Raw genomic sequence first — 24,222 nt, forward strand, 5'->3', positions numbered from 1 at the left:
GGCCGGCCGGCGCGGTCGGGCAGCAGTTCACGGCCGCCGCGTCCGGACACTCCCCCCGGCCCCGGGCGACTCAGCCACGGGCCAGGTCGGCGAGCCGGTCGATCTGCGCCGGATCGGCCAACGCGGAGCCGACCGCCACCACCCGCACCCCGGCGGCGAGGAAGTCACCGGCGTTGCCGGCGTCGATCCCGCCCGTGGCCACGAAGGACAGTTCGGGCAGGGGCCCGGCGAGCGCACGGAACCACTGCGGACCGAGGCTGGCGGCGGGGAACGCCTTGAGCCACCGCAGCCCGTGGTCCCGGGCCCGCTGCGCCTCGGTGGGGGTGGCCACCCCCGGTAGGTGCGGCAGGCCACACCCGGTGGCGGCGTCCACCACCGCAGGGTCGAACCCGGGCGCCACGGTGAACGCCGCCCCGGCGTCCGCGGCCTCGCGTACCTGCTCGACGGTGTAGACGGTGCCCGCCCCCACCCGGCGGTCCCGCTCCTGGCCGGCCTTCACCGCGGCCCGCAGGGCGGGCAGCGCGTCCGGGGTGCGCACCGGCACCTCCACCACGTCGATACCCAGGTCCCAGGCCCGGCCGGCGAGCCGGACGGTCTCCTCCGCCGGCAGGTCGCGCAGGATCACCATCACCCGGGCACGGCCGAAGACCGGGGCGAAGTCGTGCGGAGACATGGTCATGTCCTCTCGGGGCGGGGTTCGGGCAGGCGTACCGCCGGCCAGCGGTCGGCCGGCACGCCGGCCAGGTCGTCGAGGTGCGCCCGCGCGGTCAGCGGGGCCTGGTCGCCGGGCACCCGCAGGGCGTGCGCGGCGACCAGGTGGCCCCAGCGCAGGGTGGTCACCGGATCGAGGTCACGCAGCCACGCGGAGAGGTAGCCGGCGGCGAACGCGTCGCCCGCGCCGACCGGCTCGACCACCGGGACGCGCAGCGCCGGCACGAAACTCGTCCGGCCCTCGCGGGCCAGCGCGGTCGCGCCCACCGCCCCGTCCTTGACCACCACCACGGACGGTCCGGGCAGGAGCCGGCGCACCGCCGCCGCATCGGGGGTACGCCACAGCGTCCACGCCTCGTCCAGACCCACGAAGACCACGTCGGCGCGGTCGGCGAGGTCCCGCAGGACCGGCGCGGCCCGTTCGACCGGCCACAGGCGGGGCCGGTAGTTGACGTCGAAGCTCACCGTGACGCCGGGCCGCGCCCGTGCCACCAGCGCCGCCTCGACCAGTGCCCGGCACGACGCGGAGAGCACCGGCGTGATGCCGCTGAGGTGCAGCAGCCGGGCGTCGGCGACGCCGGGACGGTCGAGCAGCGTCGGATCGAGCCGGGACGCCGCCGAGCCGGCCCGGTAGTAGTGGACGCGGGTCCCGTCCGGGGTCGGGTCCTTGGCGTAGACGCCGGTCGGCGCGTCCGGGTCGACGGTGACCCCGGTGACGTCGACCCCGGCGGCGGCGACGTGCCGCAGCACCATCCGGCCGAACGGGTCGTCCCCGACCCGGCTGGCCCAGGCCACCCGGTGACCGAGCGCGGCGAGGTACATGGCGACGTTGGACTCCGCGCCGCCGACGTGCACCGCCACCCGCTCGGCCTGTTCCAGCGGGACCGGCCCGTCGGGGCTGAACACCACCATGGTCTCCCCGACGGTGACCACCTCCGGAGCCGGAGGGCCGCCGGTCACGGGCGGTCCAGCCGGGCGGCCAGCGCGGTCGCGGCGTCCCGGTCGAGGTGCCCGTCGAGCACCGCGATCCGGTGCCGGCTCGACCGGGACGCGCCGGCCGGGATCACCCGGGGCGTCTCGAAGGCGAACGCCGCGCACACCCCCGGGTACATGCTGCTGCGGACGAACCACCGGTCGCCGTCGGCGAGACCGGCGAAGAGCAGCGTGTACGTCGCGCCCTCCGCGGTGCTGCCGGCCAACGCGACCCAGGGTTCGGCGCTGCCGTTGACCCGTTCCTCCCCCTCGGCGAGCGCGGTGAAGACCCGGGGCGGGGTGGCGGCGACGGCCCGCCAGAAGAACCCGCCGTAGCCGGCCCCGCCGGGGCGACCGTTGGTGGCCGGGCTGCCCAGGGTGACGTCGGTGTCGTCGGGGGCGGTGAGCGTGTAGTCGAGGTCCAGCACCCAGCCGTCGTCGTCGAGGGCCCGCGCGGCGAGCCGGCGTCGTTCGGTGAGCAGCACCCCGCCGTCGCGGTCGCACCAGTGCAGGCGGTGCTCCAGCCGGTCGGGGTCGCGCCGCGCCCAGTCGACGTGGCGGATCCGCCCATGGTCCTCCCGCCAGGTGTAGCCGGTGCCCCGGACGTAGGTGCGCCCGCCCCACAGGTTGGTGCCGTTGACGTCCTGCACGGTCAGCGAGGCCCCGAGGTGCCAGACGTGGTCGGCGGGGAGCGCGTCGGTGACCGCCGTGCCGGCCAGGGTCCGCACCGGGTGCAGGTAGGGACGGGGGCCGTGGGTGACGTCCAGGGCCGGGTCGAGGACGTACCGGGCCACCTCCCGCTCCCCCACCCGGAGGCAGGGGTCGTCCGGGCTCCCCGGGTCGACGTCCGGCCGGGTCGGCCGGCGCGGGTCGGACAGATGGTCGCCGGGCGGCGTTCTGGTCGTTCCGGTCACGGGTGCTCCCATCGGGTCGCCGGGAGACGACGGCTCACGGCGTGCAGGGCGGCCACGGCGTACCCGGCGAGCACCGGCACCGCGACCGGATGGACCAGGGCGGTGAGCAGCACGACGACCGCCGCCACCGCCCCGGTGCCGGCCCAGAGCGCCGGCCGGTCGAGGCAGGACCGGGCGGCGGTCCGGGCCGCCGCCCGCCAGCCCCGACCGCCGGTCCGGCCGACCTCGACCACGGTCACCGCGGCGTAACCGAGGGCCGCGGCCACCACCACGGCGGTGACCAGCACCATCGGCGGGCCCCCGGGCACCGCGCCCCGGGCCAGGGCGCTGAGGTCCAGCACCACCAGCGCGGCGACGGCCAGGGCCAGCAGGGTCACCGGTACGCCGGGCAGGAGCGCCCGGCCGTACCGGCGCAGGTTGTCGCGCGCCGACGGCCACGTTCCCGTGGTCAGCCAGTCGTGCACCGCCGCGCTGGCGCATGCGACGGCCGCCCCGGCGGTCAGCACCGGCAGCGCGGCCAGGACCAGCGCGAAGCCGAGCACCGCCAGGTCACTGGCGTCGCGGGCGGTGTCCCGCCAGTCCCGCCGGGCGGGCGCGTCGACGCTCATCACCTCACCCCTTCAGACCACTGGTGTTGATGCCCTCGACCAGCATCCGCTGGAAGGCGACGAAGAACAGGAACACCGGCAGCAGGGAGAGCACCGACATGGCGAACATCGGTCCGACCGCGCTCTGGCTGGTGGAGTCGATGAACAGGGTCAGCGCCACCGGGACGGTGTAGTCCTGGAGTTCGGAGAGGAACACCAACTGCCGGAAGAAGTCGTTCCAGGTCCAGATGAACGAGAAGATCGCCGTGGTGACCAGCGCCGGTCGGCTCAGCGGCAGGATCACGTGCCGGAAGATGCCGAAGGAACTGGCTCCGTCGATCTTGGCGGCCTCGTCCAGTTCGCGGGGGATGCCGCGCATGAACTGCACCATGAGGAAGACGAAGAACGCCTCGGTGGCCAGGAACTGCGGCACCAGCAGGGGCAGGTACGGCCAGTCGCCGCCGACCATGCCCATGCTCCGGAAGAGGATGTACTGCGGCACGATCAGCACGTGACCGGGGAGCAGCAGCGTCCCGATCATCACGGCGAACCAGACGCCGCGCAGCTTGAACCGCAGCCGCGCGAAGGCGTACGCGGCCAGCAGGCAGGAGACCGCGTTGCCGACCACCGACAGCAGGCTGACCATGGCGCTGTTCAGGAAGAACCGGCCGAAGCTGACGTCGAAGTTGGTCCACCCGTCCCGGTAGTTGCCCGGGGTGAAGACCTCCGGCAGCAGGCCGATGTTGTTGACGATCTCCTGCTGGGACTTCACCGACGTGCCGAGCATCCAGAACAGCGGGTAGAGCACCACGCCCAGGATCGCGACCAGCACGAGCAGGCGTACCGTCTGCCGGCCGGCGCCACCGCGCCGCCGGACGGCCGCCGGGGTTGCGATCGCCGTCACCGGTCCTCCCCGTCCGAATAGTGCACCCAGAACCGACCGGTGCTGAAGAAGACCACGGTGATGATCGCGATGGCGATGAGGAAGACCCAGGCCATCGCCGAGGCGTAGCCCATGCTCAGGTCGGTGAAGCCGGCGATGTACAGGTTGAGCGTGTACATCAGGGTCGAGTCGACCGGGCCGCCGGTGCCGTTGCTGAGCACGAACGCGGCGGTGAAGCCCTGGAAGCCGTTGATGGTCTCCAGCACCAGGTTGAAGAAGATCACCGGGGAGAGCATGGGCAGGGTGACGTTGCGGAACTGCCGCCACTTGTTGGCCCCGTCGACCGAGGCCGCCTCGTACAGCTCGGTCGGGACCTGCTTGAGGCCGGCCAGGAAGATCACCATGGGCGCGCCGAACTGCCAGATCGCCAGGACCATCAGGGTCTCCAGCGCCCAGTCGGGGTCGTTGACCCAGGGCTTGCCCTCGATGCCGAAGAGGCCGAGCAGCGAGTTGAACGCACCGTCGCGGTTGAACATGTTCACCCAGACGATGGCGAGCGCGACGCTGCCACCGAGCAGCGACGGCAGGTAGAACAGGCCCCGGAACAGCCCGACCCCGCGCCAGGCGTGGTTGAGCAGCAGGGCCACCCCGAGCGCGGCGGCCAGCTTGAGCGGGACCGCGATCAGGGCGAACTTCAGGGTCACCTGGACCGCGTGCCAGTAGGACGGGTCGTTGGTGAACATGCGCTCGTAGTTGGCGAACCCCACCCACTCGACCTCTGACCAGGGGGTCAGGATGTCGTAGTTGGTGAAGCTCAGGTAGAGCGACAGGAGCATGGGGATCGCCGTGACGGCCATCAGGCCGATGAGCCAGGGCGACAGGAAGACGTAACCCGCCAGACCTTCGCTGTTCCGGTATCCGCCGGCCCCGCGCCGGTTGGCGTGGGGCCGGACGGATCCGGTGCCGCGGCGGGTCGGGTCGGGCGCGGTGGTCAGGGCCACGGGCCGACTCCTTCCGAGCGTTGGCGGGTCAGGCGATGGCGGACTTGCAGGCGTCGACGAACTGCTTCGCCGCCTCGGCCGGGGTGGCCCGCCCGTACTGGGCGTTCTCGGCGGCCTTGGTCAGCTCGGAGCGGACCTTGCTGTGTCCCTTGATCGGCACCTGCGGCGCCGCGCCGAACTTCTGCGCGAGGTCCGACTCGACCTGGATGGACTGCTTCATGGCCGGGTCGGAGACCGCGTCGCTGACCTGCTTGCGCAGGTCGAGGTTGGAGGGGAGCCCCCGGTCGGTGCCGAGGATCTTGACCGCCTCCGGGTCGTTGGCGAGGAAGTTGAGCACGTCGACCGCGACGTCCTTGTGCTTGCTGCCCCGGAACACCGACCAGTACATCGAGGCGCGGGCCCACTGGGCGCTCGGGTCACCCGGGTAGGCGATCACGCCGAGCTCGTCCTTGGTGTTCTTCTTCAGCTCCGGCATCTGGTTGACCCAGACCCAGGAGGTCGCCGCCTTGCCGGTCACCACGAGCTGCTTGGTGATGTCGGTGGCGTTGCCCTCGTGGATGACGTCCGGGGTGGGGGTCGCCTTGCGGTCCCGGGCGCCCTTCCACAGCTCGAACCACTTGGTCACGTCCTCGACGGTGAAGCCGAGGTCGGAGCCGTTGTAGAGGTCCTTGCCCTGCTGGCGCAGCCACACCCAGAACGCCTTGTAGTCGGCGCTCGGGTCCTGGGTGCCGAGCTTGGTCTTCTTCGCGACCTGCTCGGCCCAGGCGATGTGCTCCTCCCAGCTCATGCCGGTGGTCGGCTCGGGCAGGCCGTTCTTCTGGAGCAGGGTCTTGTTGTAGACCAGGCCCTGGGTGTTCTCCCCGGAGGCCATCCCGGCCAGCTTGCCGTCGACCACGCCGTACTGCCACAGGCTCTCCGGGAACTTCGACACGTCGAGGTCCCCGTCGTCCTTGTACTTGGTCAGGTCGAGGGTGGTGTTCCGGGAGGCGTACTCCGACAGGTAGTTGTCGTCGATCTGGAAGATGTCCGGCGGGTTGCCACCCGCGGTGAGCGTGGCGAGCTTGTCGAAGTAGCCCTGGTTGGCCTGCCAGGTCTTCTCGAACGTGACGTTCGGGTGCTTCTTGGTGTAGAGGGCCAGCGCCTCCTCGGTCAGCTTCGCCCGGGCCTCGCCACCCCACCAGAAGATGGAGAGCTTGACCGGGGCGTTCGGGTCGGAGCTGGCCGCCTCGTCGTCGCCGCAGGCCGCGGCACCGAGCACCAGCGGCACGGCGACGACCGCCGCGAGCAGGCCGCGAAGCAGCCGACGGCGGGGAGTACGGTGGGAAGGCCCGGAGGGCGGGCCGGCGGTGGGGGTGGTTGCGGGGTGCATGTGCGCTCACTCCTTGGCGTTAGGAGGCGACGACGCCACCGGTGGCCGCCACCGGGTGACCCGGGCCCGCAGGACAGTGCGGGTCCGGGTCGGCGACGGCACCGGAACGGCTTCGACCGTCCGGGGTTGCGGGTGCGGTCGAGTCGCGGATGACCAGTTCGGTCTGGAGCATTACCTGTGCGGTGGTGCGACGGTCGTCGGACGTGCCGCTGCGGACACCGCGCGCGCGAACGCCGGTGTCGTGTTGCAGGAGCATGTCCACGGCCGTCCGGCCGGCGGCCGAGGTAGGCGTGGCCACCGTCGTCAACTTGGGTCGGGTGAGCCGGCTCAGCGCGATGTCGTCGATCCCGACGACGCTGACGTCCTGCGGCACCCGGATCCCGTACGCGTCGAGGCCCTCGATGAGCCCGATCGCCATCAGGTCGTTGTAGGCGAGCACCGCCGAGACCCCACTGCGGCGGACCTGGTCGGCCAGTCCGGCGCCGCCGGTCTCGGTGGGCGGGTTGGGGCCGAGCACGGTCAGCTCCGCGCCCCCGCTGCGGGCCGCCGCGACGGCGGACCGTCGGATCTCCCGGCTGGTCCAGGAGCCCCGGGGGCCACTGAGCAGGGCCAGTTTGCGGTGGCCGAGGTCGAGCAGGTGCTCGATCGCGGCCCGCGCGCCCTGACCCACGTCCATCATCACGCAGGGCAGGCCGGCGACCTGGCGGTTTATCACCACCAACGGCACCTCCCGGCTGAGCTGCTCGATCAGGCTGTTGCTCATCCGGGGGCTGCAGAGCAGGACCCCGTCCACCTGCTTGGCCAGCGCGTGGACCAGTTCCTCCTCGGCGACCACGTCCTCGTTGGTGTCGGCCACGAAGACGTGGTAGTCGCGGTGGCGGGCCTGGCTCTCCGCCGCCTTGATCAGGGGCGGGAAGAACGGGTTGGCGATGTCGGCGATGATCAGGCCGATGTTGTGGGTGCGCCCGGTGATCAGGGCCCGGGCGGCGCGGTTCGGTCGGTAGCCGAGCTCCTCGGCGCAGGCGAGGACCCGGACCCGGGTCTCCGGGTTGACCAGGTGCGGGGCCGAGAACGTGCGGGAAACCGTGGAGATGTGCACGCCGGAGGCCCGCGCGACGTCTCGGATGGTGGCTGGCACGGCGACCCCTTGGTTGCGGGTGTGGCTGCGGTCACGTGGGTGCCGCCAATTAATGCAAACGGTTGTGTTGCTGTCAACGGGTTCTTCGATGTCGGTTCGGTTTCGGCCGCGCTCCCATCCCCCGGAGCTAACGGGTCAAATCGGGATGTACACCACCGCTTTGACATCGACCGTTGACGCAGGTGTAACCGGCATGGTTACTTCGCTGCAAACCTTTGCAGCCGCCGGGAGGCGATCGTGATGTCATCCGGAACCGGACCGCGGGTCCGGCACGCCCTGGTCGGCGCCGGAGCCCGGGCCGAGATGTTCGTCCGGGCCCTGGTGCTCGACCACGCCGAAACCGCCGAACTGGTCGCCTTCGCCGACGTCAACCAGGCCAGGATGGACGCGCACAACCGCTGGCTGGCCGAGCTGGGCCACTCCGCCGTACCGACCTACCGCGCCGACGAGTTCACCGCGATGCTCGCCAAGGAGCGGGTCGACGTGGTGCTGGTGACCAGCGTCGACGTCACCCACGACGAGTACATCGTGGCCGCGCTGCACGCCGGCTGCGACGTGGTGACCGAGAAGCCGATGACCGTCGACGCGCCCCGCTGCCAGCGGATTCTCGACGCGGTGGCGCGGACCGGCCGGCAGGTGCGGGTGGCGTTCAACTATCGCTACAACCCTTTGCACGAGAAGGTGCGGCAGCTGCTCGCGGACGGAGCGGTCGGCGAGATCGGTTCGGTGCACTTCGAGTGGCTGCTCGACGTCCGGCACGGGGCCGACTACTTCCGCCGCTGGCACCGCGACCGGGCCAACTCGGGCGGGCTCATGGTGCACAAGGCCAGCCACCACTTCGACCTGGTCAACTGGTGGCTGGACGCCACCCCGGTCGAGGTCTACGCCGCCGGCCAGCTCTTCTTCTACGGCGAGCACGGCCGCCGCCACGGCTACGCCCGCGACTACGACCGGGTGCACGGCTCCCCCGCCGCGTCCGACGACCCGTTCGCCCTGCACATGGCCGCGCACCCCCGGCTGCGGGAGTTGTACCTCGACGCCGAGGGCGAGGACGGCTACCACCGCGACCGCAACGTGTTCGCCCCCGGGGTGACGATCGAGGACGACATGGCGGTGCTGACCCGCTACTCCAGCGGCGCGACCATGACCTACCACCTCACCGCGTACGCCCCCTGGGAGGGCTACCGGGTGATGGTCAACGGCAGCCGGGGCCGGCTGGAGCTGGAGGTCGTGGAGAGCGACTTCGTCAGCCCGCAGGCCGCCGGCGCGCTCAAGGGCGCCGCCCTGCACGGCAACGAGGCGGCGGCCGAGGCCGGCTCGGCGACCATCACCCTGCGCCCGTTCTGGTCCCCGCCGGAGACGGTACCGGTCGAGGGGTACACCCGGGCGGGGCACGGCGGCGCGGACGCCCGGATGACCCGGGTGCTCTTCGGCGGCGAAGCCGACCCGATGGGTCGCGCGGCGACCGCCCAGGACGGCGCGTTGGCGCTGCTCACCGGCCTGGCCGCCAACCGATCCTTCGACACCGGGCAGCCGGTCCGGGTCGCCGACCTGCTGACCCTGCCCTGATCCGCCCGCCGATCGCCCGAGGAGCGACACCCGTGCCGACGAATCCCGACCTGCTCTTCCCCGCCGAACCGGGACAACGCGCCCTGGCCCGGGAGCTGTACGCCCTGGCGGCCCGCCAGCCGATCATCTCGCCGCACGGGCACGTCGACCCGGCGTTGCTCGCCGACGACCAGCCCTTCCCCGATCCGGCGCGGCTGCTGATCGTCCCCGACCACTACCTCACCCGGATGCTGCTCAGCCAGGGGGTCCGCCCGGCCGAGCTGGGCGTCCCGACGGTGGACGGCAGCCCGGTGGAGAGCGACGGCCGGCGGATCTGGCGACGCTTCGTCGACCACTGGCACCTGTTCCGGGGCACCCCGTCGCGGCTCTGGCTGGAGCAGACCCTCCGCGACGTCTTCGACGTGCACACCGCCCTCTCCCCGGCCACCGCCGACGAGGTCTATGACGCGGTCGCCGCCAAGCTGACCTGGCCGGAGTTCCGCCCCCGGGCCCTGTTCGAACGGTTCGGCATCGAGGTGCTCGCCACCACCGAGTCGCCCCTGGACGACCTGGGCCGGCACGCCAAGCTCGCCGCCGACGGCTGGGGCGGGCCGGGCGGCCGGGTGATCACCACGTTCCGCCCGGACAACGTGGTGGACATGGAGTTCGACAACTGGTCGGCCAACGTCGACCAGCTCGCCGAGGTCTCCGGGGAGGACACCGGCACGTACGCCGGGTTCCTGCGCGCCCTGCGGCAACGGCGGGCGGCCTTCGTCGCCGCCGGGGCCACCTGCTCCGACCACGGCCACCCCACCGCCCTGACCTTGAACCTCGACGGGTCGGAGGCGGCGGCGCTGTACGACCGGGGCCGACGCGGACAGGCCGACGCGGCCGACGCGGAGGCGTTCCGGGCCCACATGCTTGTGGAGTTCGCCCGGATGTCGCTGGACGACGGCCTGGTGATGCAGCTGCACCCGGGTTCGGTGCGCAACCACAACAAGTGGCTGTACGCCACCCACGGCCGGGACGTCGGCGGTGACATCCCGCAGGCCACCGAGTACCTGCACGCGCTCACCCCGCTGCTGGACGCGTACGGCAACGACCCCCGGCTCACCGTGGTGGTCTACACCCTGGACGAGTACACCTTCAGCCGGGAACTGGCCCCGCTCGCCGGCGGGTACGCCGCCCTCTACCTCGGCGCGCCCTGGTGGTTCCTGGACTCCCCCGAGGTGCTGCGCCGCTTCCGTGAGTCGGTGACCGAGTCGGCCGGCTTCTACAACACCGCCGGGTTCGTCGACGACACCCGCGCGTTCTGTTCCATCCCGGTACGCCACGACGTGGCCCGTCGGGTCGACGCGGCCTTCCTGGCCCGACTGGTCGCCGAGCACCGGCTGGCCGAGGACGAGGCGGCCGAGACCATCGTCGACCTGGCGTACCGGCTGCCGAAGAAGGTCTTCAAGATCGGGGTACAGCAATGACCGTCACCATCACCGGCGTCGACGTGCACGACGTGCGGTTCCCCACCGCGCGCACCGGCGACGGCTCGGACGCGATCAACAAGGGCGACTACTCGGCCACCTACGTGGAGCTGCGCACCGACGCGGGCGTCACCGGGGCCGGGTTCACCTTCACCAACGGCCGGGGCAACGAGATCACCTGCGCGGCGGTGCGGGCGCTGGCCCACCACGTCGAGGGGAAGACGGTCGAGGAGATCGCCGCCGACCAGGTCACGTTCTGGCGGTCGCTCAGCGCCGACGTGCAGCTGCGCTGGCTCGGCCCGGAGAAGGGCGTGATCCACATGGCCACCGGCGCGGTGGTCAACGCGGTCTGGGACCTGCGGGCCAAGCTCGCCGGCAAGCCGATGTGGCAGTTCCTGGCCGAGATGTCCACCGAGGAGCTGGTGGCCAGCGTCGACTTCCACCACATCACCGACGCGCTCACCCCGGACGAGGCGGCCACCATCCTGGACAAGGGGCGCGACGGGATGGCCGACCGGATCGCCCTGCTGGAGCGGGACGGCTTCCCGTCGTACACCACCTCGGTGGGCTGGCTGGGCTACCCGGACGACAAGGTGCGGGCGCTGACCCGCGAGGCGTACGCGGCCGGCTGGCGGGCGATGAAGATGAAGGTCGGCGGCCCGCCCGCCGACGACCTGCGCCGCGCGCGGATCATCCGGGAGGAGATCGGGCCGGACGCGCTGCTGATGATGGACGCCAACCAGGTCTGGGACGTCGACGAGGCGATCACCAACATGACCGCCCTGGCCGAGGTCGACCCGTACTGGATCGAGGAGCCGACGCACGCCGACGACATCCTCGGCCACGCCCGGATCGCGCGCGCGATGACCGAGCTGACCGGCGGCCGGTGCCGGGTCGCCACCGGCGAGGTGGCCGCCAACCGGGTCATCTTCAAGCAGTTGCTCCAGGCCGAGGCGATCGGCGTGATGCAGATCGACTCGTGCCGGGTGGGCGGGGTCAACGAGGTGCTCGCCGAGATCCTGATGGCCGCGAAGTTCGGCGTGCCGATCTGCCCGCACTCCGGCGGCGTCGGCCTCTGCGAGTACGTCCAGCACCTGGCGATCTTCGACTACCTGCGGGTCGGCACCAGCCTGGACGGCCGGATGGTCGAGTACGTCGACCACCTGCACGAGCACTTCGTCGACCCGGTCCGCACCCGCGAGGGGCGCTACCTGCTGCCCACCGAACCCGGTTACAGCGCCACCATGAAGCCTGCGTCGATTGCCGAGTTCCGTTTCCCGGACGGCCCGGTGTGGCGATGACCCCGGACACGTCCCGGCTCGGACTGGGCACGCTGCGCCGGCTGCCCGAGGCGAGCCGGCCACTGGTGCGCCCCGGAACGGTCGGGGCCGGCATCGTCCACCTGGGGCTCGGCGCGTTCCACCGGGCCCACCAGGCGGTCTACACCGAGGCGGCGATCGCGCGCTCCGGCGGCGACTGGGGCATCGTCGGCGTCGCGCCGCGCAGCACCGGGCTGGTCACCACGCTCGCCGCGCAGGACGGGCTGTTCAGTGTGACCACCAGCTCCGCCGAGGGCAACCACACCCAGGTGGTCGGCGCGCTCGCCGGGCTGCGGCACGCGGCCAGCGACCCGGCGGCCGTGGTCGCCCTGCTCGCCGACCCGGCCATCCGGGTGGTCACGCTCACCGTGACGGAGAAGGCGTACCAGCTCGACCCGGTCAGCGGACGGCTCCGCCCGGACCCGGAGGTGGTCGCCGACCTGACCACCGACCGGCCGCCGTGCACCGTGCCGGGGCTGCTGGTGCGCGGCCTGCTCGCCCGCGCCGCCGCCGACGCCGGGCCGGTCGCGCTGGTGAGCTGCGACAACCTGCCGGCCAACGGGCACCGGCTGCGCGGGCTGGTCGAGCAGTCGCTGGCGTACGCCCGGGTGTCGGAGCGGGTGCTCGCCTGGGTCGCGGCCTGCGTCACCTTCCCGGGCACGATGGTGGACCGGATCGTGCCGGCCAGCACCGAGCAGACCCTCGCCGAGGCACGCCGGGCGTTGGGCGTGGCCGACCTCGCGGCGGTCGCGGCCGAGCCGTACATGCAGTGGGTGATCGAGGACGTCTTCCCGGGCGGCCGGCCGGACTGGGCCGCGGCCGGGGCGGTGCTCACCGACGACGCCGGATCGTGGGAGCGGCTGAAGCTGCGCGCGCTCAACGGGGTGCACTCCGCCGCCGCGTACCTCGGCGCGCTGGCCGGCCGGGAGACCATCGCCGACGCGCTGGCCCTGCCGCACCTGGAGGCGGTGCTGCGCCGGCTGGTCGCGGAGGACGTCGCGGCGAGCTTCACCCCGCCGGACGGGGTTCGTGTGGTCGACTACGGTGACCAGGCGCTCGCCCGGTTCGCCAACCCGGCGATCCGGCACCGCACCATCCAGGTGGCGATGGACGGCTCGCAGAAGCTGCCGCAGCGCGTCCTGCACACCATCGGCGACCTGCGTGCCGGCGGCCGGGACGCGCGGTGGGCCACGCTCGTGGTGGCCGCCTGGATGCGCTTCGTCCAGGGTCGGGCCGACGACGGTACGCCGCTGCCGCTGGACGACCCGCTGGCCGACCGGATCCGGGCCGCCCTCGCCGCGCACCCGGACACCCCCGCCGGCGTGACCGAGGCGCTGTTCGGGCTGACCGAGGTGTTCCCGGCCGAGATGGGCGGCGACGAGGAGGTCCGGACGGCGGTGACCGGTTGGCTGACCGACCTCGACCGGCACGGCGTCGCGGCGACGCTGGCGGGCGCGGCATGACCGCTGCGGACCGCCCGGTGTCCACGGCGGGCGGCCCGGTCCCCCGGGTCGCGGTGATCGGCGCCAACGGGCACGGCCGGTGGCACCGGCGGGTGATCGCGCCGCTGCACGCGGCGGGACGACTGCGGCTGGTCGCCCTGGTCGACGTCCGCCCGGTGGAGCCGGACCCGGACGCGCCGGTGCCCGACGGCACGGGCGTGTTCACCGACCACCGGGAGATGCTGCGGGCGACCCGGCCGGACGCGGTGGTGGTCTGCACGCCCCCGCACACCCACCTGCCGATCGCCCGGGACGTGCTGACCGCCGGGGCGGACGTCCTGCTGGAGAAGCCACCGGTGCTCTCCCTGGCCGAGCACGACGCGTTGAGCGCGGTGCTCGCCGAGACCGGTCGGGCCTGCCAGGTCGGGTTCCAGGCGCTCGGGTCGGCCGCGCTCGGCGAGCTGGTCACGGCGGTGGCCGAGGGGCGGCTGGGCACCGTCCTCGGCATCTCGACGGTGGCGGCCTGGCAGCGTCCGGACGGCTACTACGCCCGCGCGCCGTGGGCCGGCCGGCGGACGCTCGACGGGCACCCGGTGCTGGACGGGGTGCTGGCCAACCCGATCGCGCACGCGTGGATGCAGTGTCTGGCGGTCGCCGAGGCGATCGCCGGGCGACCGGTCACGCCGACCGTGGTGGAACTGGAGCGGTACCGGGTTCGCCCGATCGAGGTGGACGACACCGCCGCGATGCGGGTGACGTTCCGGGGCGCGCCGCCCGTCGTGGCGGCGGTGACCCTGGCCGGGGAGGACTTCGTCCGGGGCGAGGTTCTGGTGGAGGGCACCGCCGGCCGGGCGGTGCTGGAGTACCCGACGGACCGGCTGCTGCTGCCCGGTGACGCCGAACCGCGCAGCGTGCCCGGTCGGGTCGGGTTGCTGGAGAACCTGCTCGACCACCGGGCGACCGGCACGCCGCTGATCGCGCCGCTGGCCCGGACCGCGCCGTTCACCGCCGTGCTGGAGGTGATCCGGCACGCGCCCGAGCCGACGTTGCTCGACGGCGACCTGGTCACCACGACCGGGGAGGGCCCGGACCGGGTGGTCACCATCCGTGGGGTGAACGGGGTGCTCCGCAGGGCGGCCGAGACGGGTGCGCTCCTGTCGGAGCTGGCGGTGCCGTGGGCGGTGCCGCCGGTGCGGACCACGCTGGCGGAGAGGGAGGGCGGCTGACGCGGGCGGTCCGAAGCGGGACCACCGGCAAACCATTGCAAACGAGGGGTGACAGCGTTCCCCGGAAAACGGACGTGACCACCACGTTCCCGACGACCGACGGTCGGGCGAATACCACCTGCCACAATTAACTGCAAAATAGCTGCATATTGTGTTCATTGACTCTCTTTAGTGATTTTCCTTACTGTCGAATCATCGGTATTCCGCTTCGGACGCGGAGTCCGCCGCACGACAGACCACTTCGGAGAGTCCCATGCGTCTTCGCATAACCGGGGCGGCCCTGGTCGCCCTTTCCCTGCTCCTCGTCCCCGGTGCGGCGGTCACCGCCGCGCCGGGGAGCGACGACGGAACCATCCCCCGGCACGTGGAACGGTTCGCGCGCCAGCCCCTGCCGGCCGGTGACGGCTGGGCCGCCGCCGGACCCGGCACCACCGGAGGTTCGGCCGCCACCGCCGACCAGGTCCACCTGGTCCGCAGCCGCGCCGACCTGATCCGCGCCCTCGGCGGGGACAACGCCACCAACCGCGCCAACGCCACCCCCAAGGTGATCGTGGTCGACGGGGTCGTCGACGGCTTCGAGGGCCCCGACGGCAGCCTGCTCGACTGCACCGACCTGGCCGACCCGGAGTACTCGCTCCCGGCGTACCTGGCCGCGTACGACCCGGCGGTGTGGGGCATGGTCGCGCCGAGCGGACCGTTGGAGGCGGCCCGGGTGCGCTCGGTGACCAACCAGACCCGGTACACGCAGATCAACGTCGGCCCGAACACCACCATCGTCGGGATGCGCGGGGCCCGGCTGACCGGGCTGACCCTGATGATCGACACGGCCAGCAACGTCATCGTCCGGAACCTGACCTTCGACGACGCCCGGGACTGCTTCCCGGCCTGGTCGCCGACGGACGGTTCGGCCGGCAACTGGAACTCCCAGTACGACCAGATCTCGGTACGCCGCAGCGAGAACGTCTGGATCGACCACAACACGTTCACCGACGGCGACAACCCGGACAGCGCCCAGCCGGTGTACTTCGGCCGGCCGTACCAGGTGCACGACGGGTCGCTGGACGTCACCCACACCGCCAGCCTGGTGACCGCCTCGTACAACCGGTTCACCGGCCGGGACAAGCTGATGCTGATCGGCTCGTCGAACACGGTCGGCCCGGACGTCGGCCGGCTCAAGGTGACCCTGCACCACAACCTCTTCGACCAGGTGGTCCAGCGGCTGCCCCGGGTCCGCTTCGGCCAGGTCGACATCTACAACAACTGGTACCGCCTCGGCGCGGGCTTCGACTACGCGATCGGCGTCGGCGTGCAGTCCGCGGTGTACGCCGAGAACAACCACTTCACCCTCGGCGCCGGAATCGCCGTCGAGGACCTGCTCTACGACTGGGGCGGCACCGCGATCACCGCGCGCGGGAACTGGGTGCACGCCCACCGGTCGCTGCCCCGCCCGGTCGACCTGGTGGCGGCGTACAACGCCACCCACGACCCCGATCTCGGCGCCGACGCGGGCTGGACGCCGACGCTGCGCACGCATCGTCCGCTGCCGGCAACGGCGGTCCCGCTCGTGGTCGGGGTGCTGGCCGGGGCGGACCGGCTGCCGCTGTAGAAGCCACGGGCGGTGCGTGTCCCGTCCCCACGCACCGCCCGGGGAGGGTGGGTCGCCGCGTCCGCGCTCACGCGGCGGCCCACCGCGACCCTCACCCCCCTACCACCACAGGAGGTTCCGATGAACCGACTCCCGATCCGGGGTCGCCCGGCCGGACGTCTCGCCACGGCGCTGGCGGCCGGCGCCCTGGTCGCCGGCACGGTGCTGGTCACCACGTCCTCGGCGTGGGCGGACACGTTGCTCACCGACACCTTCGAGGACGGTGACGCCAACGGCTGGTCGCGCTCGGGCGGCAGCTGGTCGGTGGTCACCGACGGCTCGCGGGCGTTCCGGCAGTCCGGCACCAGCAGCGACGCCCGCGTCCTGACCGGCCAGGCCAGCTGGACCGACTACGGGGTGCAGGCCCGGGTCAAACCGACCGCCTTCGCCACCTCCGCCCGGCACGTCGGGGTGATCGCGCGGGCGCAGAGCAGCAGCAACTACTACGCCCTGGTGGCCACCGCCAGCGGCGGGGTGCAGTTGGTGAAGCGCGCCGGCGGCGACCCGGTGGTGCTCGGCTCGGCCACCGCCGGGGTGACCGTCGGCTCCTGGGCCACGCTGCGCCTGGAGGCGGTCGGCAGCTCGCTGCGCGGCTACGTCAACGGCGCGCTGCTGGTGCAGGCCACCGACGCCGCGTTCGCCGCCGGCCGGGCCGGGCTGGCCACGTCGTACGCCAGCGCGACCTTCGACGACGTGGAGGTGGCCACCGCCACCGGGGCCCCGCCGACGGGCGGACCCACCGGCGGGCCGACGCCGACCCTGCCGCCGACCGAGCCGCCGATCGACCCGGGCGCGCCACCGATCGGCTTCGCCTCGGTCAACGCCCTCGGGCAGAACGGCACCACCGGCGGGGCGGGCGGGCCGACCGTCACCGTGGACACCGCCAGCGAACTGCTCACCGCGATCGCCACGCCCGGACCGTTGACCGTCAAGGTCAGCGGGATGATCGCCCTACCGGGCCCGATGCACGACGTCACCTCGGACAAGACCATCATCGGGATCGGCGCGAACTCCGGGATCACCGGCGGCGGCCTCAACATCGGCCTGCCGGTCAGCAACGTGACCACCCCACCGGCGAACGCCGTGCACAACGTGATCATCCGGAACCTGAACTTCCGGAACACCGTGGACGACGCGATCAACGTGCAGATGTTCTCCCACCACGTCTGGATCGACCACAACGACCTGTCGAACGGCTACGACGGGCTGATCGACATCAAGCGCGGTTCGTCGTACGTGACGGTGTCGTGGAACCACACCCACCACCACACGAAGAACATGCTGCTCGGCCACGACGACAACAACGGCGCGCAGGACACCGGTCATCTCCGGGTCACCTACCACCACAACTGGTACGACCGGACCCCGCAGCGCAACCCCCGGGTCCGCTTCGGCGACCCGGTGCACGTGTTCAACAACTACTTCGTCTACAACACCGACGTCGGGGTGGCCTGTCAGCTCAACTCGGGCTGCGTGGTCGAGGGCAACCACTTCGAGGACGTCGAGGTGCCCTGGTCGATCAGCTACTCCGGTTCCCGGGGTCGAATGGTGGCGCGGGACAACGTCCTGTCCGGCACCAGCGAGCCGGGTGACTCCGGCGGCACGGTCACCGAGCCGCGCACCTTCTACCCGTACCAGCTCACCGACCCGGCCAGCGTGAAATCCGTGGTCATGGCCGGCGCCGGCACCGGAAAAATCAACTTCTAGGGCCGGGGCGCGCCCGTCCCGGCGCACCTGCTCCACCGCGCCCGTCCCGGCGCACCCGGCCCCACCGCACACCCCCCCGGCGATTGCGCCGAACCGGGGCCGACCCGTCCCCAAGACATCGATCTTGATCGATGGATAGCCCGTCCCGGGCGACCACACCACCACTGGGAGGTTCCGTGAACCGGACCGACACGCGGCGCAGACGACGCCGCGGTCTCCTGCTCGCGATCGGGTCCGCGCTCGGCGCGGTCACGCTCGCCCTCGGCATGGGCGCCACCGCCTACGCCGACACCCTCTTCTCCGACGACTTCGCCGACGGCAACTCCTCCGGCTGGACCCCCTCCGGCGGGAGCTGGTCGGTGGCGTCGCAGACCTACCGGCAGACCGGCACCAGCAGCGACGCCCGCTCGCTGGCCGGCACGTCGAGCTGGACCGACTACTCGGTGCAGGCCACGGTGAAGCCCACCGCGTTCAACGGCAGCAACCGCTTCGTCGCGCTGCTGGCCCGCGCGCAGAGCAGCACCAGCTACTACTACCTGGCGCTGCGCAGCAACAACACCGTCGAGCTGAAGAGCCTGGCCGGCGGCTCGTCCACCACCCTGGACACCGCAAGCGTCCCGGTCTCCGCCGGCACCACCTACACCCTGCGGCTCGACGTGGCCGGCAGCTCCCTCAAGGGGTACGTCGACGGCAACCTTGTCACCGAGGCGTCGGACAGCCGGTACGCCAGCGGCCGGATCGGCCTGGCGACCTTCTACTCCAGCGCCGAGTTCGACAACGTGCAGGTCACCTCGGGCGGGGGCACCCCAAGCCCGACGCCCACCACGCCGACACCGGGCCCGACCGGCAACCCGGGCACGAACGTCGCCGACGGCTGGGCGTCGGTGGACGCCTGGGGGCAGAACGGCACCACCGGCGGGGCGGGCGGCCCGACCGTCACGGTCACCAGCGCCAGCCAGTTCGTCACCGAGGCGGCCTCGACCGGACCGAAGATCATCCAGGTCAGCGGGATGATCGCCCTGCCCGGCCCGATGCACGAGGTCACCTCGGACAAGACCATCGTCGGCGTCGGGGCGAACTCCGGCTTCACCGGCGGCGGCCTCAACATCGGCCTGCCGCTCAGTGACGCGATCACCAGCCCGCCGGCCAACGCCGTGCACAACGTGATCATCCGGAACCTGAACTTCCGGAGCTGGGCGGACGACGCGATCAACGTCCAGATGTTCTCCCACCACATCTGGATCGACCACAACACCTGGACCACCGGCTCGGACGGTGGCGTCGACATCAAGCGCGGCTCGTCGTACGTGACGGTCTCCTACAACCACGCCGACGGCACCGACAAGAACATGCTCCTCGGCCACGACGACGGCAACGCCGCCCAGGACGTCGGCCGGCTCAAGGTCACCTACCACCACAACTTCTTCGACAACACCAACCAGCGCAACCCCCGGGTCCGCTTCGGCGACCAGGTGCACGTCTACAACAACTACTACCTGAACACCGGCAACTACGGCGTCGCCTCCACCGAGGACGCCGGGGTCATCGTCGAGGGCAACCACTTCGAGAACGTCGACGACCCGTACCACCTGGGCGAGGGCTCCTCCGGCGACGGGCGACTGGTCGCCCGGAACAACTGCCTGGTCAACTCCGGCTCCGGCCAGACCGGCGGCAGCGTCGGCAACCCGCCGTACCAGTACACCGTCGGTACGGCCTGCGACCAGAAGGCCGTGGTCACCGCCCAGGCCGGCGTGGGCAAGGTCGGGCTGCCCGGCAACCCGCCCACCACCACCCCGCCGACCACTCCCCCGGCGACCACGCCGCCGGCCACCACGCCGCCGCCGACCAACCCGCCGAGCGGGGACCTGGTCGGCTGGGCCACCCAGAACGGCGGCACCACCGGCGGGGCCGGCGGCCAGACCGTGACCGTCACCAGCGGCCAGGCCCTGGCCGACGCGCTGGAGTCGTCGTCGCCGCTGATCATCCGGGTGCAGGGCTCACTGACCATGCCGGACAAGATGAACGACGTCCGGTCGAACAAGACCGTGCTCGGGGTCGGCAACGCCGTCGTCGACAACGGGTTCAACGTCAGCGGGGCCCGCAACGTCATCATCCGCAACCTCACCTTCCGGGGCTGGGACGACGACGCGATCAACATCCAGGGCTCGACGAACGTCTGGGTCGACCACAACACCTTCGACGGCGGCTACGACGGCGCAGTCGACGTGAAGCGGGAGTCCGACTTCGTCACCGTCTCGTGGAACCGGGTCATGAACCACACCAAGAGCATGCTGCTCGGCCACGACGACGGGCACACCGCGGACCGGGGCCACCTGCGGGTGACCTACCACCACAACTGGTTCGACGGGAGCAAGGAGCGCCACCCCCGGGTGCGCTTCGGCGACCCGGTGCACGTGTTCAACAACTACTACAACGGCGCGGACTACGGCGTCGCCTCCACCATGGGGGCCGGCGTGCTGGTCGAGGGGAACTACTTCGAGAACGTGACCCGGCCGACCGCAGTGGGCTACGCCGACTCGGGCCCGGGTGACCTGGTCCAGCGCAACAACCACTTCGTCAACTCCGGCACCCCGGAGAGCGCGGGCGACGTGGCGGCCATCCCGTACCCGTACAGCGTGGAGAACGCCACCGGGGTCAAGGCGTCGGTCACGGCCGGCGCGGGCGCCGGACGGATCACCGTCTGACGACGGCGGTGGGGTGGTGTCTCCCGTCCCCCGCCCCACCAACCGGGGCCACCGGCGAGCTGCTCGCCGGTGGCCCCGGCCGTTCCCCGACCGGGTCAGGTTCCACCGTTTCGCGCCACCGGTCCGGTAGACCGGCATTACCCTCAGCCTGACCGGTACATGACGGTCTCTCGCTCGCCGCTCGCCGCCAACGACGGGGGTACGGGGCATGCGCGGTCCGCTCTGGCGCAGGTGGTTGTGGAGCCCTCGGATCTGGTGGGCGAGGACGACCCGCGAGGCCCAGACGCGGGCCGGTCACTCCCGGCAACGTCGGTACCGTGCCCACGCCGCCACCATGCCCACCCGCTCCCGCTGGTGGTTCCAGCAGCGCTGGTGGCGCGTCGTGGCCCTGGTCGTTTTGCTCGTGACGGTCAGTTGTCTGGTCACCCAGACGCTTCTTCCGGGGTACCGGATCGTCGCAGACCTGGTCAACGACCATGTTCTCGGTGGGCGGTTACCCGACGGCCGGGGAATCCGCCTCCCGTCCGGCTGGAACCCGTGCGAGGGCCCACACCAGACGGACTGCGCGGCCATCGGCAAGTTCTTCGCGCCCCTGGTCGCCGCCGCACTCGGGCTGAGTGTCTTCTACCTGGTCTACAAGCTACGGGTCCACCGCTGGTACAAGCGGCGGGCCCGGCTGTCCGCCACCGCTCTGGTGCCGACCGCCGATCCCAGCATCGACCGGGTCGTCGGCCGCGACGAGCTGTGCGAGGTGCTCATCGAACGGATCCGCGACCCGCAGGTGCGCTGCCCGGTCGTGCTGGTCGGTGGGGTCGGCACCGGGAAGACCGCCATCGCCGTCGAGCTGACCCGGCAGCTCGCCCGCCGGGGAATCCTGCCGGTCCCGGTGCGGATGCGCGACGTCCCGATCACCACGCAACTCGACTTCGAGGAACTGGCGAAGAAGCAGTTCCAGAAACTGGTGGACGCGAGGCTGTTCAGTGACAGCTCAGGCGGTCGGATCTGGCGGCACCTGCGGATGGGCAACCGGATCGCGGTGATCGCCGACGGCCTGCACGAGCCGTTCGGCCGGGACGAGGAACAGAGCGAGGAGAACGTGCTGCGCGAGGCGATCAGTCAGGCCACCGAGGCACGACTGCCGCTGATCGTCACCTCCCGCCCGTACGACCCGCTGCGGGGCATGCGAGCGATCCTGGTCGGGTTGGAGCCGCTCTGCGAGGGGGCCGCCCTGGAGTACGGGCTCGACGGCACGCCGGAGGTGGCCAGCTCCTCCTGGGGGCAGGTCGTCGACCTCGTCAAAGCGGCGGACGTCACCGACTCCCCGTTCTTCCTGACCGTCATCCGCGCGCTGCACCGGTGCGACCGGTTGCCGCGGCTGTCCCGTGCCGAGGCCGCCGGGGTGCTACGGCCCGTGGACCGGTACGAAGCCCGGTGGCGGCTGCTCGACGCCTGGCGCGACGCGCTCCTCGACGGCACCCTCAAGAGGGACGTCAGCCGGAGCCGCGAGGACCGGACGGTGACCCTGGAGGTGCTGTCCGCGTTCGCGTGCCTCGCCCTGCTGCGCGGGGTCAGCCACCTGGACCACCAGAGGGTGCTGCAGGACCGCTCCGCCGACCAGCGAGAGGTCCTGGGTGCGCTGCGCGGCCGGCTCAAGCGAATCCGGCCCGAGGCCCTCGACCACCACATCACGCACGCCTTCGTCGAGGGCGACGAGTGGGCGATCGTGGAAGTCCGCCAGAACGAGGCCCAGTTCCTGCACGGCGTCGTCCAGGCGTACCTGGGCATGTGCTACCTGACCGAGCGGCCCCTGCTCGACCGGCTACTGCGGAGCCTCTCCACGTCACGACGCAATCCGGAGGCGTTGATCGCGTTGACTCTCCTCTCCCGGCACCTGGCCGCCGAGCGGCGCGACCGGCCGTCCCTGCCCGGGCTCCTCCCGCTCCCCCAGCGTCAGGAACCGGTCGCCCGGCTGGTCCGGCACCTGCGGAAGACGGCGAAGCCGGAGAAGGACCCCTGCTGGCGATCCGAGATGTACGCGGCAGCCGTGGAGATCGACACCACCGCCCGCCGTCCGGTGCACGCCGAACTGGTCCGGGAGATCGACAACGAGTGGGAGGCGACCGACGGCGGATCCGTGCCCAACCGGCCGGTCAACGAGGCCAAGCTTCAGCTCGTCCGGCGGATCGGGGACGCCGCGCGACTCATCGCCGACCGGTCACGGACCCACTGGACGCCACCGGGTGGCCCGGCCGGTCCCGAACCCGACTACACCGCCTTCTTCCGGACGGTCAGCCGGGAGGGTTCCTACCGGGTCCGGCTCGCCGCGGCCCGGGAGATCGGTCTGGGCGGCCGGGCAGCGGTGCGCGGTCTGCGCCAGATCGGTGGCCTCGGCCCCCGGGAGATGCGGCGCAGCACCACCGCCGACCGTCGGTCGGAACATCTCGCGTACTGGGAGCAGCAGTTGCGGGGCTGGATCCTCCCGCTGCTCTACCAGTCCGCCCATCAGGACGCCGAAGGGAGCCCGCTCGGACCGATCGCGGAGACCACGCAGGTCGGGGGCGACCTGCGGGAGTGGCTGTGCGCTCTGGAGGCGTACCATCCCGCGCGGCCGGAAACCTACTTTCCGATCACCTCGGAGATGGCGTTCGCCCAGGGGTTCCGGCTGGCCGCGAACATCCGCCGCCCGCTGGTCGGTCGCACCCCGTCCCACCGCAGCTTCCTCGTCGAGAAGGCGGAACGGGCGTTGGCCCACTCCCGGTTCTGGTACAGCCAACTGGTGCTGCTCCAGGCACTGACCCTCTTCTCGCTGCCCTTCGACCCGGCCGAACCGCTACCCCGGCAGGAGTCCGGCGCCAACCCGTACGGCCTGGTCCGGCACTGGTTGCGGATCGCCGGTCAGGCGGTGCAGGGACGCACGCCGGGCCGGGCCCACCCCTTCCTCATGGAGACCGGCCGGCTCTGCGTACGTGCTCTGCTCAGCCGCCGCCCGGAGCGGTTCTGCTGGATCGACGAGCAGGAGACCTCCAGCCGGGTCGGATCGAGCGCCGCTCCGGCCCAGGTTCGGCGGGAACAGTCCCTGTGGATCCCCGATTCGAGCGGTTGGAGCGTTCTCACCCCGCATGCCCAGCGCCTGCTGGCCGACGTCATGCTGCTGCTGAACCTCGCGGACCGGGGTGACCTGCTCATCGACCGGGAGGACCGGTTGACCCGCGCGGACCGTCCCGACCTGCCCCCCTGCCTCGCCAGCGACCGCCGTCCGCTGCGGCCCGACCGCACCCTGAAGACCTCGGAGTCCTGCTCCCCGGGGGCCACCTGTCTCGACGACTGCCCGTTCCGGCTCTGCCCGCTGCCCGCCGAGGGTGAGTCGCAGCCACACGAGCTGGACCAGAACTTCTGCGCCCGACAGGCCGACCTCACCTCACTGTCGTACCTGCTGAGCGCCCGGTCGCCCTGGCAGAACACGCCCCGCGCGCAGCTGCGCCAGTTCTGGCGGCGCATGTCGGAACGGCGACTGCCGGAGTGGCGACGCTGACCACCACCCCCGCAATCCGTGGAGAACACGCGCCTCCGGCCGGTC

General features: G+C 72.0%; 17 protein-coding genes. 9 read left to right on the forward strand and 8 right to left on the reverse strand.

From position 1 onward, the window contains the following. Positions 1 to 70: 70 nt before the first annotated feature. Genes QSK20_RS23815 through QSK20_RS23850 form a run of 8 tightly spaced genes read right to left on the reverse strand, consistent with a single transcriptional unit; the run spans position 71 to position 7,575 of the window. Positions 71 to 673: a bifunctional 4-hydroxy-2-oxoglutarate aldolase/2-dehydro-3-deoxy-phosphogluconate aldolase gene (locus tag QSK20_RS23815; protein ID WP_285790829.1), complete on the reverse strand. Its 603-nt coding sequence runs from the start codon at positions 671 to 673 to the stop codon at positions 71 to 73. Between the two features lie 2 nt (positions 674 to 675). Then, positions 676 to 1,671: a sugar kinase gene (locus tag QSK20_RS23820; RefSeq protein WP_285790830.1), complete on the reverse strand. Its 996-nt coding sequence runs from the start codon at positions 1,669 to 1,671 to the stop codon at positions 676 to 678. Continuing rightward, the gene (locus tag QSK20_RS23825; RefSeq protein WP_285790831.1) at positions 1,668 to 2,597 is read right to left on the reverse strand and encodes a DUF6807 domain-containing protein; all 930 of its coding nucleotides are present in this window, start codon (positions 2,595 to 2,597) and stop codon (positions 1,668 to 1,670) included. Before QSK20_RS23825 ends, QSK20_RS23820 begins: the two co-directional genes overlap by 4 nt. Continuing rightward, positions 2,594 to 3,205: a hypothetical protein gene (locus tag QSK20_RS23830; RefSeq protein ID WP_285790832.1), complete on the reverse strand. Its 612-nt coding sequence runs from the start codon at positions 3,203 to 3,205 to the stop codon at positions 2,594 to 2,596. Before QSK20_RS23830 ends, QSK20_RS23825 begins: the two co-directional genes overlap by 4 nt. A gap of 4 nt (positions 3,206 to 3,209) precedes the next feature. Then, positions 3,210 to 4,088: a carbohydrate ABC transporter permease gene (locus QSK20_RS23835; protein ID WP_088984600.1), complete on the reverse strand. Its 879-nt coding sequence runs from the start codon at positions 4,086 to 4,088 to the stop codon at positions 3,210 to 3,212. Then, the gene (locus tag QSK20_RS23840) at positions 4,085 to 5,068 is read right to left on the reverse strand and encodes a carbohydrate ABC transporter permease (RefSeq protein WP_285790833.1); all 984 of its coding nucleotides are present in this window, start codon (positions 5,066 to 5,068) and stop codon (positions 4,085 to 4,087) included. Before QSK20_RS23840 ends, QSK20_RS23835 begins: the two co-directional genes overlap by 4 nt. A gap of 28 nt (positions 5,069 to 5,096) precedes the next feature. Then, positions 5,097 to 6,437: an ABC transporter substrate-binding protein gene (locus QSK20_RS23845; RefSeq protein ID WP_285790834.1), complete on the reverse strand. Its 1,341-nt coding sequence runs from the start codon at positions 6,435 to 6,437 to the stop codon at positions 5,097 to 5,099. A 19-nt stretch (positions 6,438 to 6,456) separates the two neighbouring features. Continuing rightward, positions 6,457 to 7,575, reverse strand: coding sequence for a LacI family DNA-binding transcriptional regulator (locus QSK20_RS23850; protein ID WP_285790835.1), 1,119 nt, complete (start codon positions 7,573 to 7,575; stop codon positions 6,457 to 6,459). A 240-nt stretch (positions 7,576 to 7,815) separates the two neighbouring features. Here QSK20_RS23850 and QSK20_RS23855 point away from each other — a divergent pair, with 240 nt between their 5' ends. The 9 genes from QSK20_RS23855 (at position 7,816) to QSK20_RS23895 (ending at position 24,177) form a co-directional block, all read left to right on the forward strand. Further along, positions 7,816 to 9,144, forward strand: a complete 1,329-nt coding sequence (locus QSK20_RS23855) for a Gfo/Idh/MocA family protein (RefSeq protein ID WP_285790857.1) — start codon at positions 7,816 to 7,818, stop codon at positions 9,142 to 9,144. Between the two features lie 32 nt (positions 9,145 to 9,176). Next, positions 9,177 to 10,601: a glucuronate isomerase gene (gene uxaC / locus QSK20_RS23860; protein WP_285790836.1), complete on the forward strand. Its 1,425-nt coding sequence runs from the start codon at positions 9,177 to 9,179 to the stop codon at positions 10,599 to 10,601. Further along, the gene (locus QSK20_RS23865; RefSeq protein ID WP_285790837.1) at positions 10,598 to 11,902 is read left to right on the forward strand and encodes an enolase C-terminal domain-like protein; all 1,305 of its coding nucleotides are present in this window, start codon (positions 10,598 to 10,600) and stop codon (positions 11,900 to 11,902) included. The genes uxaC and QSK20_RS23865 overlap by 4 nt, the downstream gene beginning before the upstream one ends. After that, positions 11,899 to 13,383 (forward strand): mannitol dehydrogenase family protein, encoded by a 1,485-nt coding sequence (locus QSK20_RS23870; protein WP_502888999.1) that lies wholly within the window; start codon positions 11,899 to 11,901, stop codon positions 13,381 to 13,383. The genes QSK20_RS23865 and QSK20_RS23870 overlap by 4 nt, the downstream gene beginning before the upstream one ends. After that, on the forward strand, positions 13,380 to 14,588 hold the full coding sequence (locus tag QSK20_RS23875) for a Gfo/Idh/MocA family protein (protein WP_285790839.1): 1,209 nt from the start codon (positions 13,380 to 13,382) through the stop codon (positions 14,586 to 14,588). The genes QSK20_RS23870 and QSK20_RS23875 overlap by 4 nt, the downstream gene beginning before the upstream one ends. Positions 14,589 to 14,841: 253 nt before the next feature. Further along, positions 14,842 to 16,194 (forward strand): pectate lyase family protein, encoded by a 1,353-nt coding sequence (locus QSK20_RS23880; protein WP_285790840.1) that lies wholly within the window; start codon positions 14,842 to 14,844, stop codon positions 16,192 to 16,194. A gap of 120 nt (positions 16,195 to 16,314) precedes the next feature. Continuing rightward, on the forward strand, positions 16,315 to 17,940 hold the full coding sequence (locus QSK20_RS23885; protein WP_285790841.1) for a pectate lyase family protein: 1,626 nt from the start codon (positions 16,315 to 16,317) through the stop codon (positions 17,938 to 17,940). Positions 17,941 to 18,116: 176 nt separating this feature from the next. Then, positions 18,117 to 20,645 (forward strand): pectate lyase family protein, encoded by a 2,529-nt coding sequence (locus tag QSK20_RS23890; protein ID WP_285790842.1) that lies wholly within the window; start codon positions 18,117 to 18,119, stop codon positions 20,643 to 20,645. 334 nt (positions 20,646 to 20,979) lie between these two features. After that, on the forward strand, positions 20,980 to 24,177 hold the full coding sequence (locus tag QSK20_RS23895; RefSeq protein WP_285790843.1) for a hypothetical protein: 3,198 nt from the start codon (positions 20,980 to 20,982) through the stop codon (positions 24,175 to 24,177). The last annotated feature ends 45 nt before the right edge of the window (positions 24,178 to 24,222 follow it).

Source organism: Micromonospora sp. NBRC 101691, assembly GCF_030269285.1.
GTDB classification, from domain to species: Bacteria; Actinomycetota; Actinomycetes; order Mycobacteriales; family Micromonosporaceae; genus Micromonospora; species Micromonospora echinospora.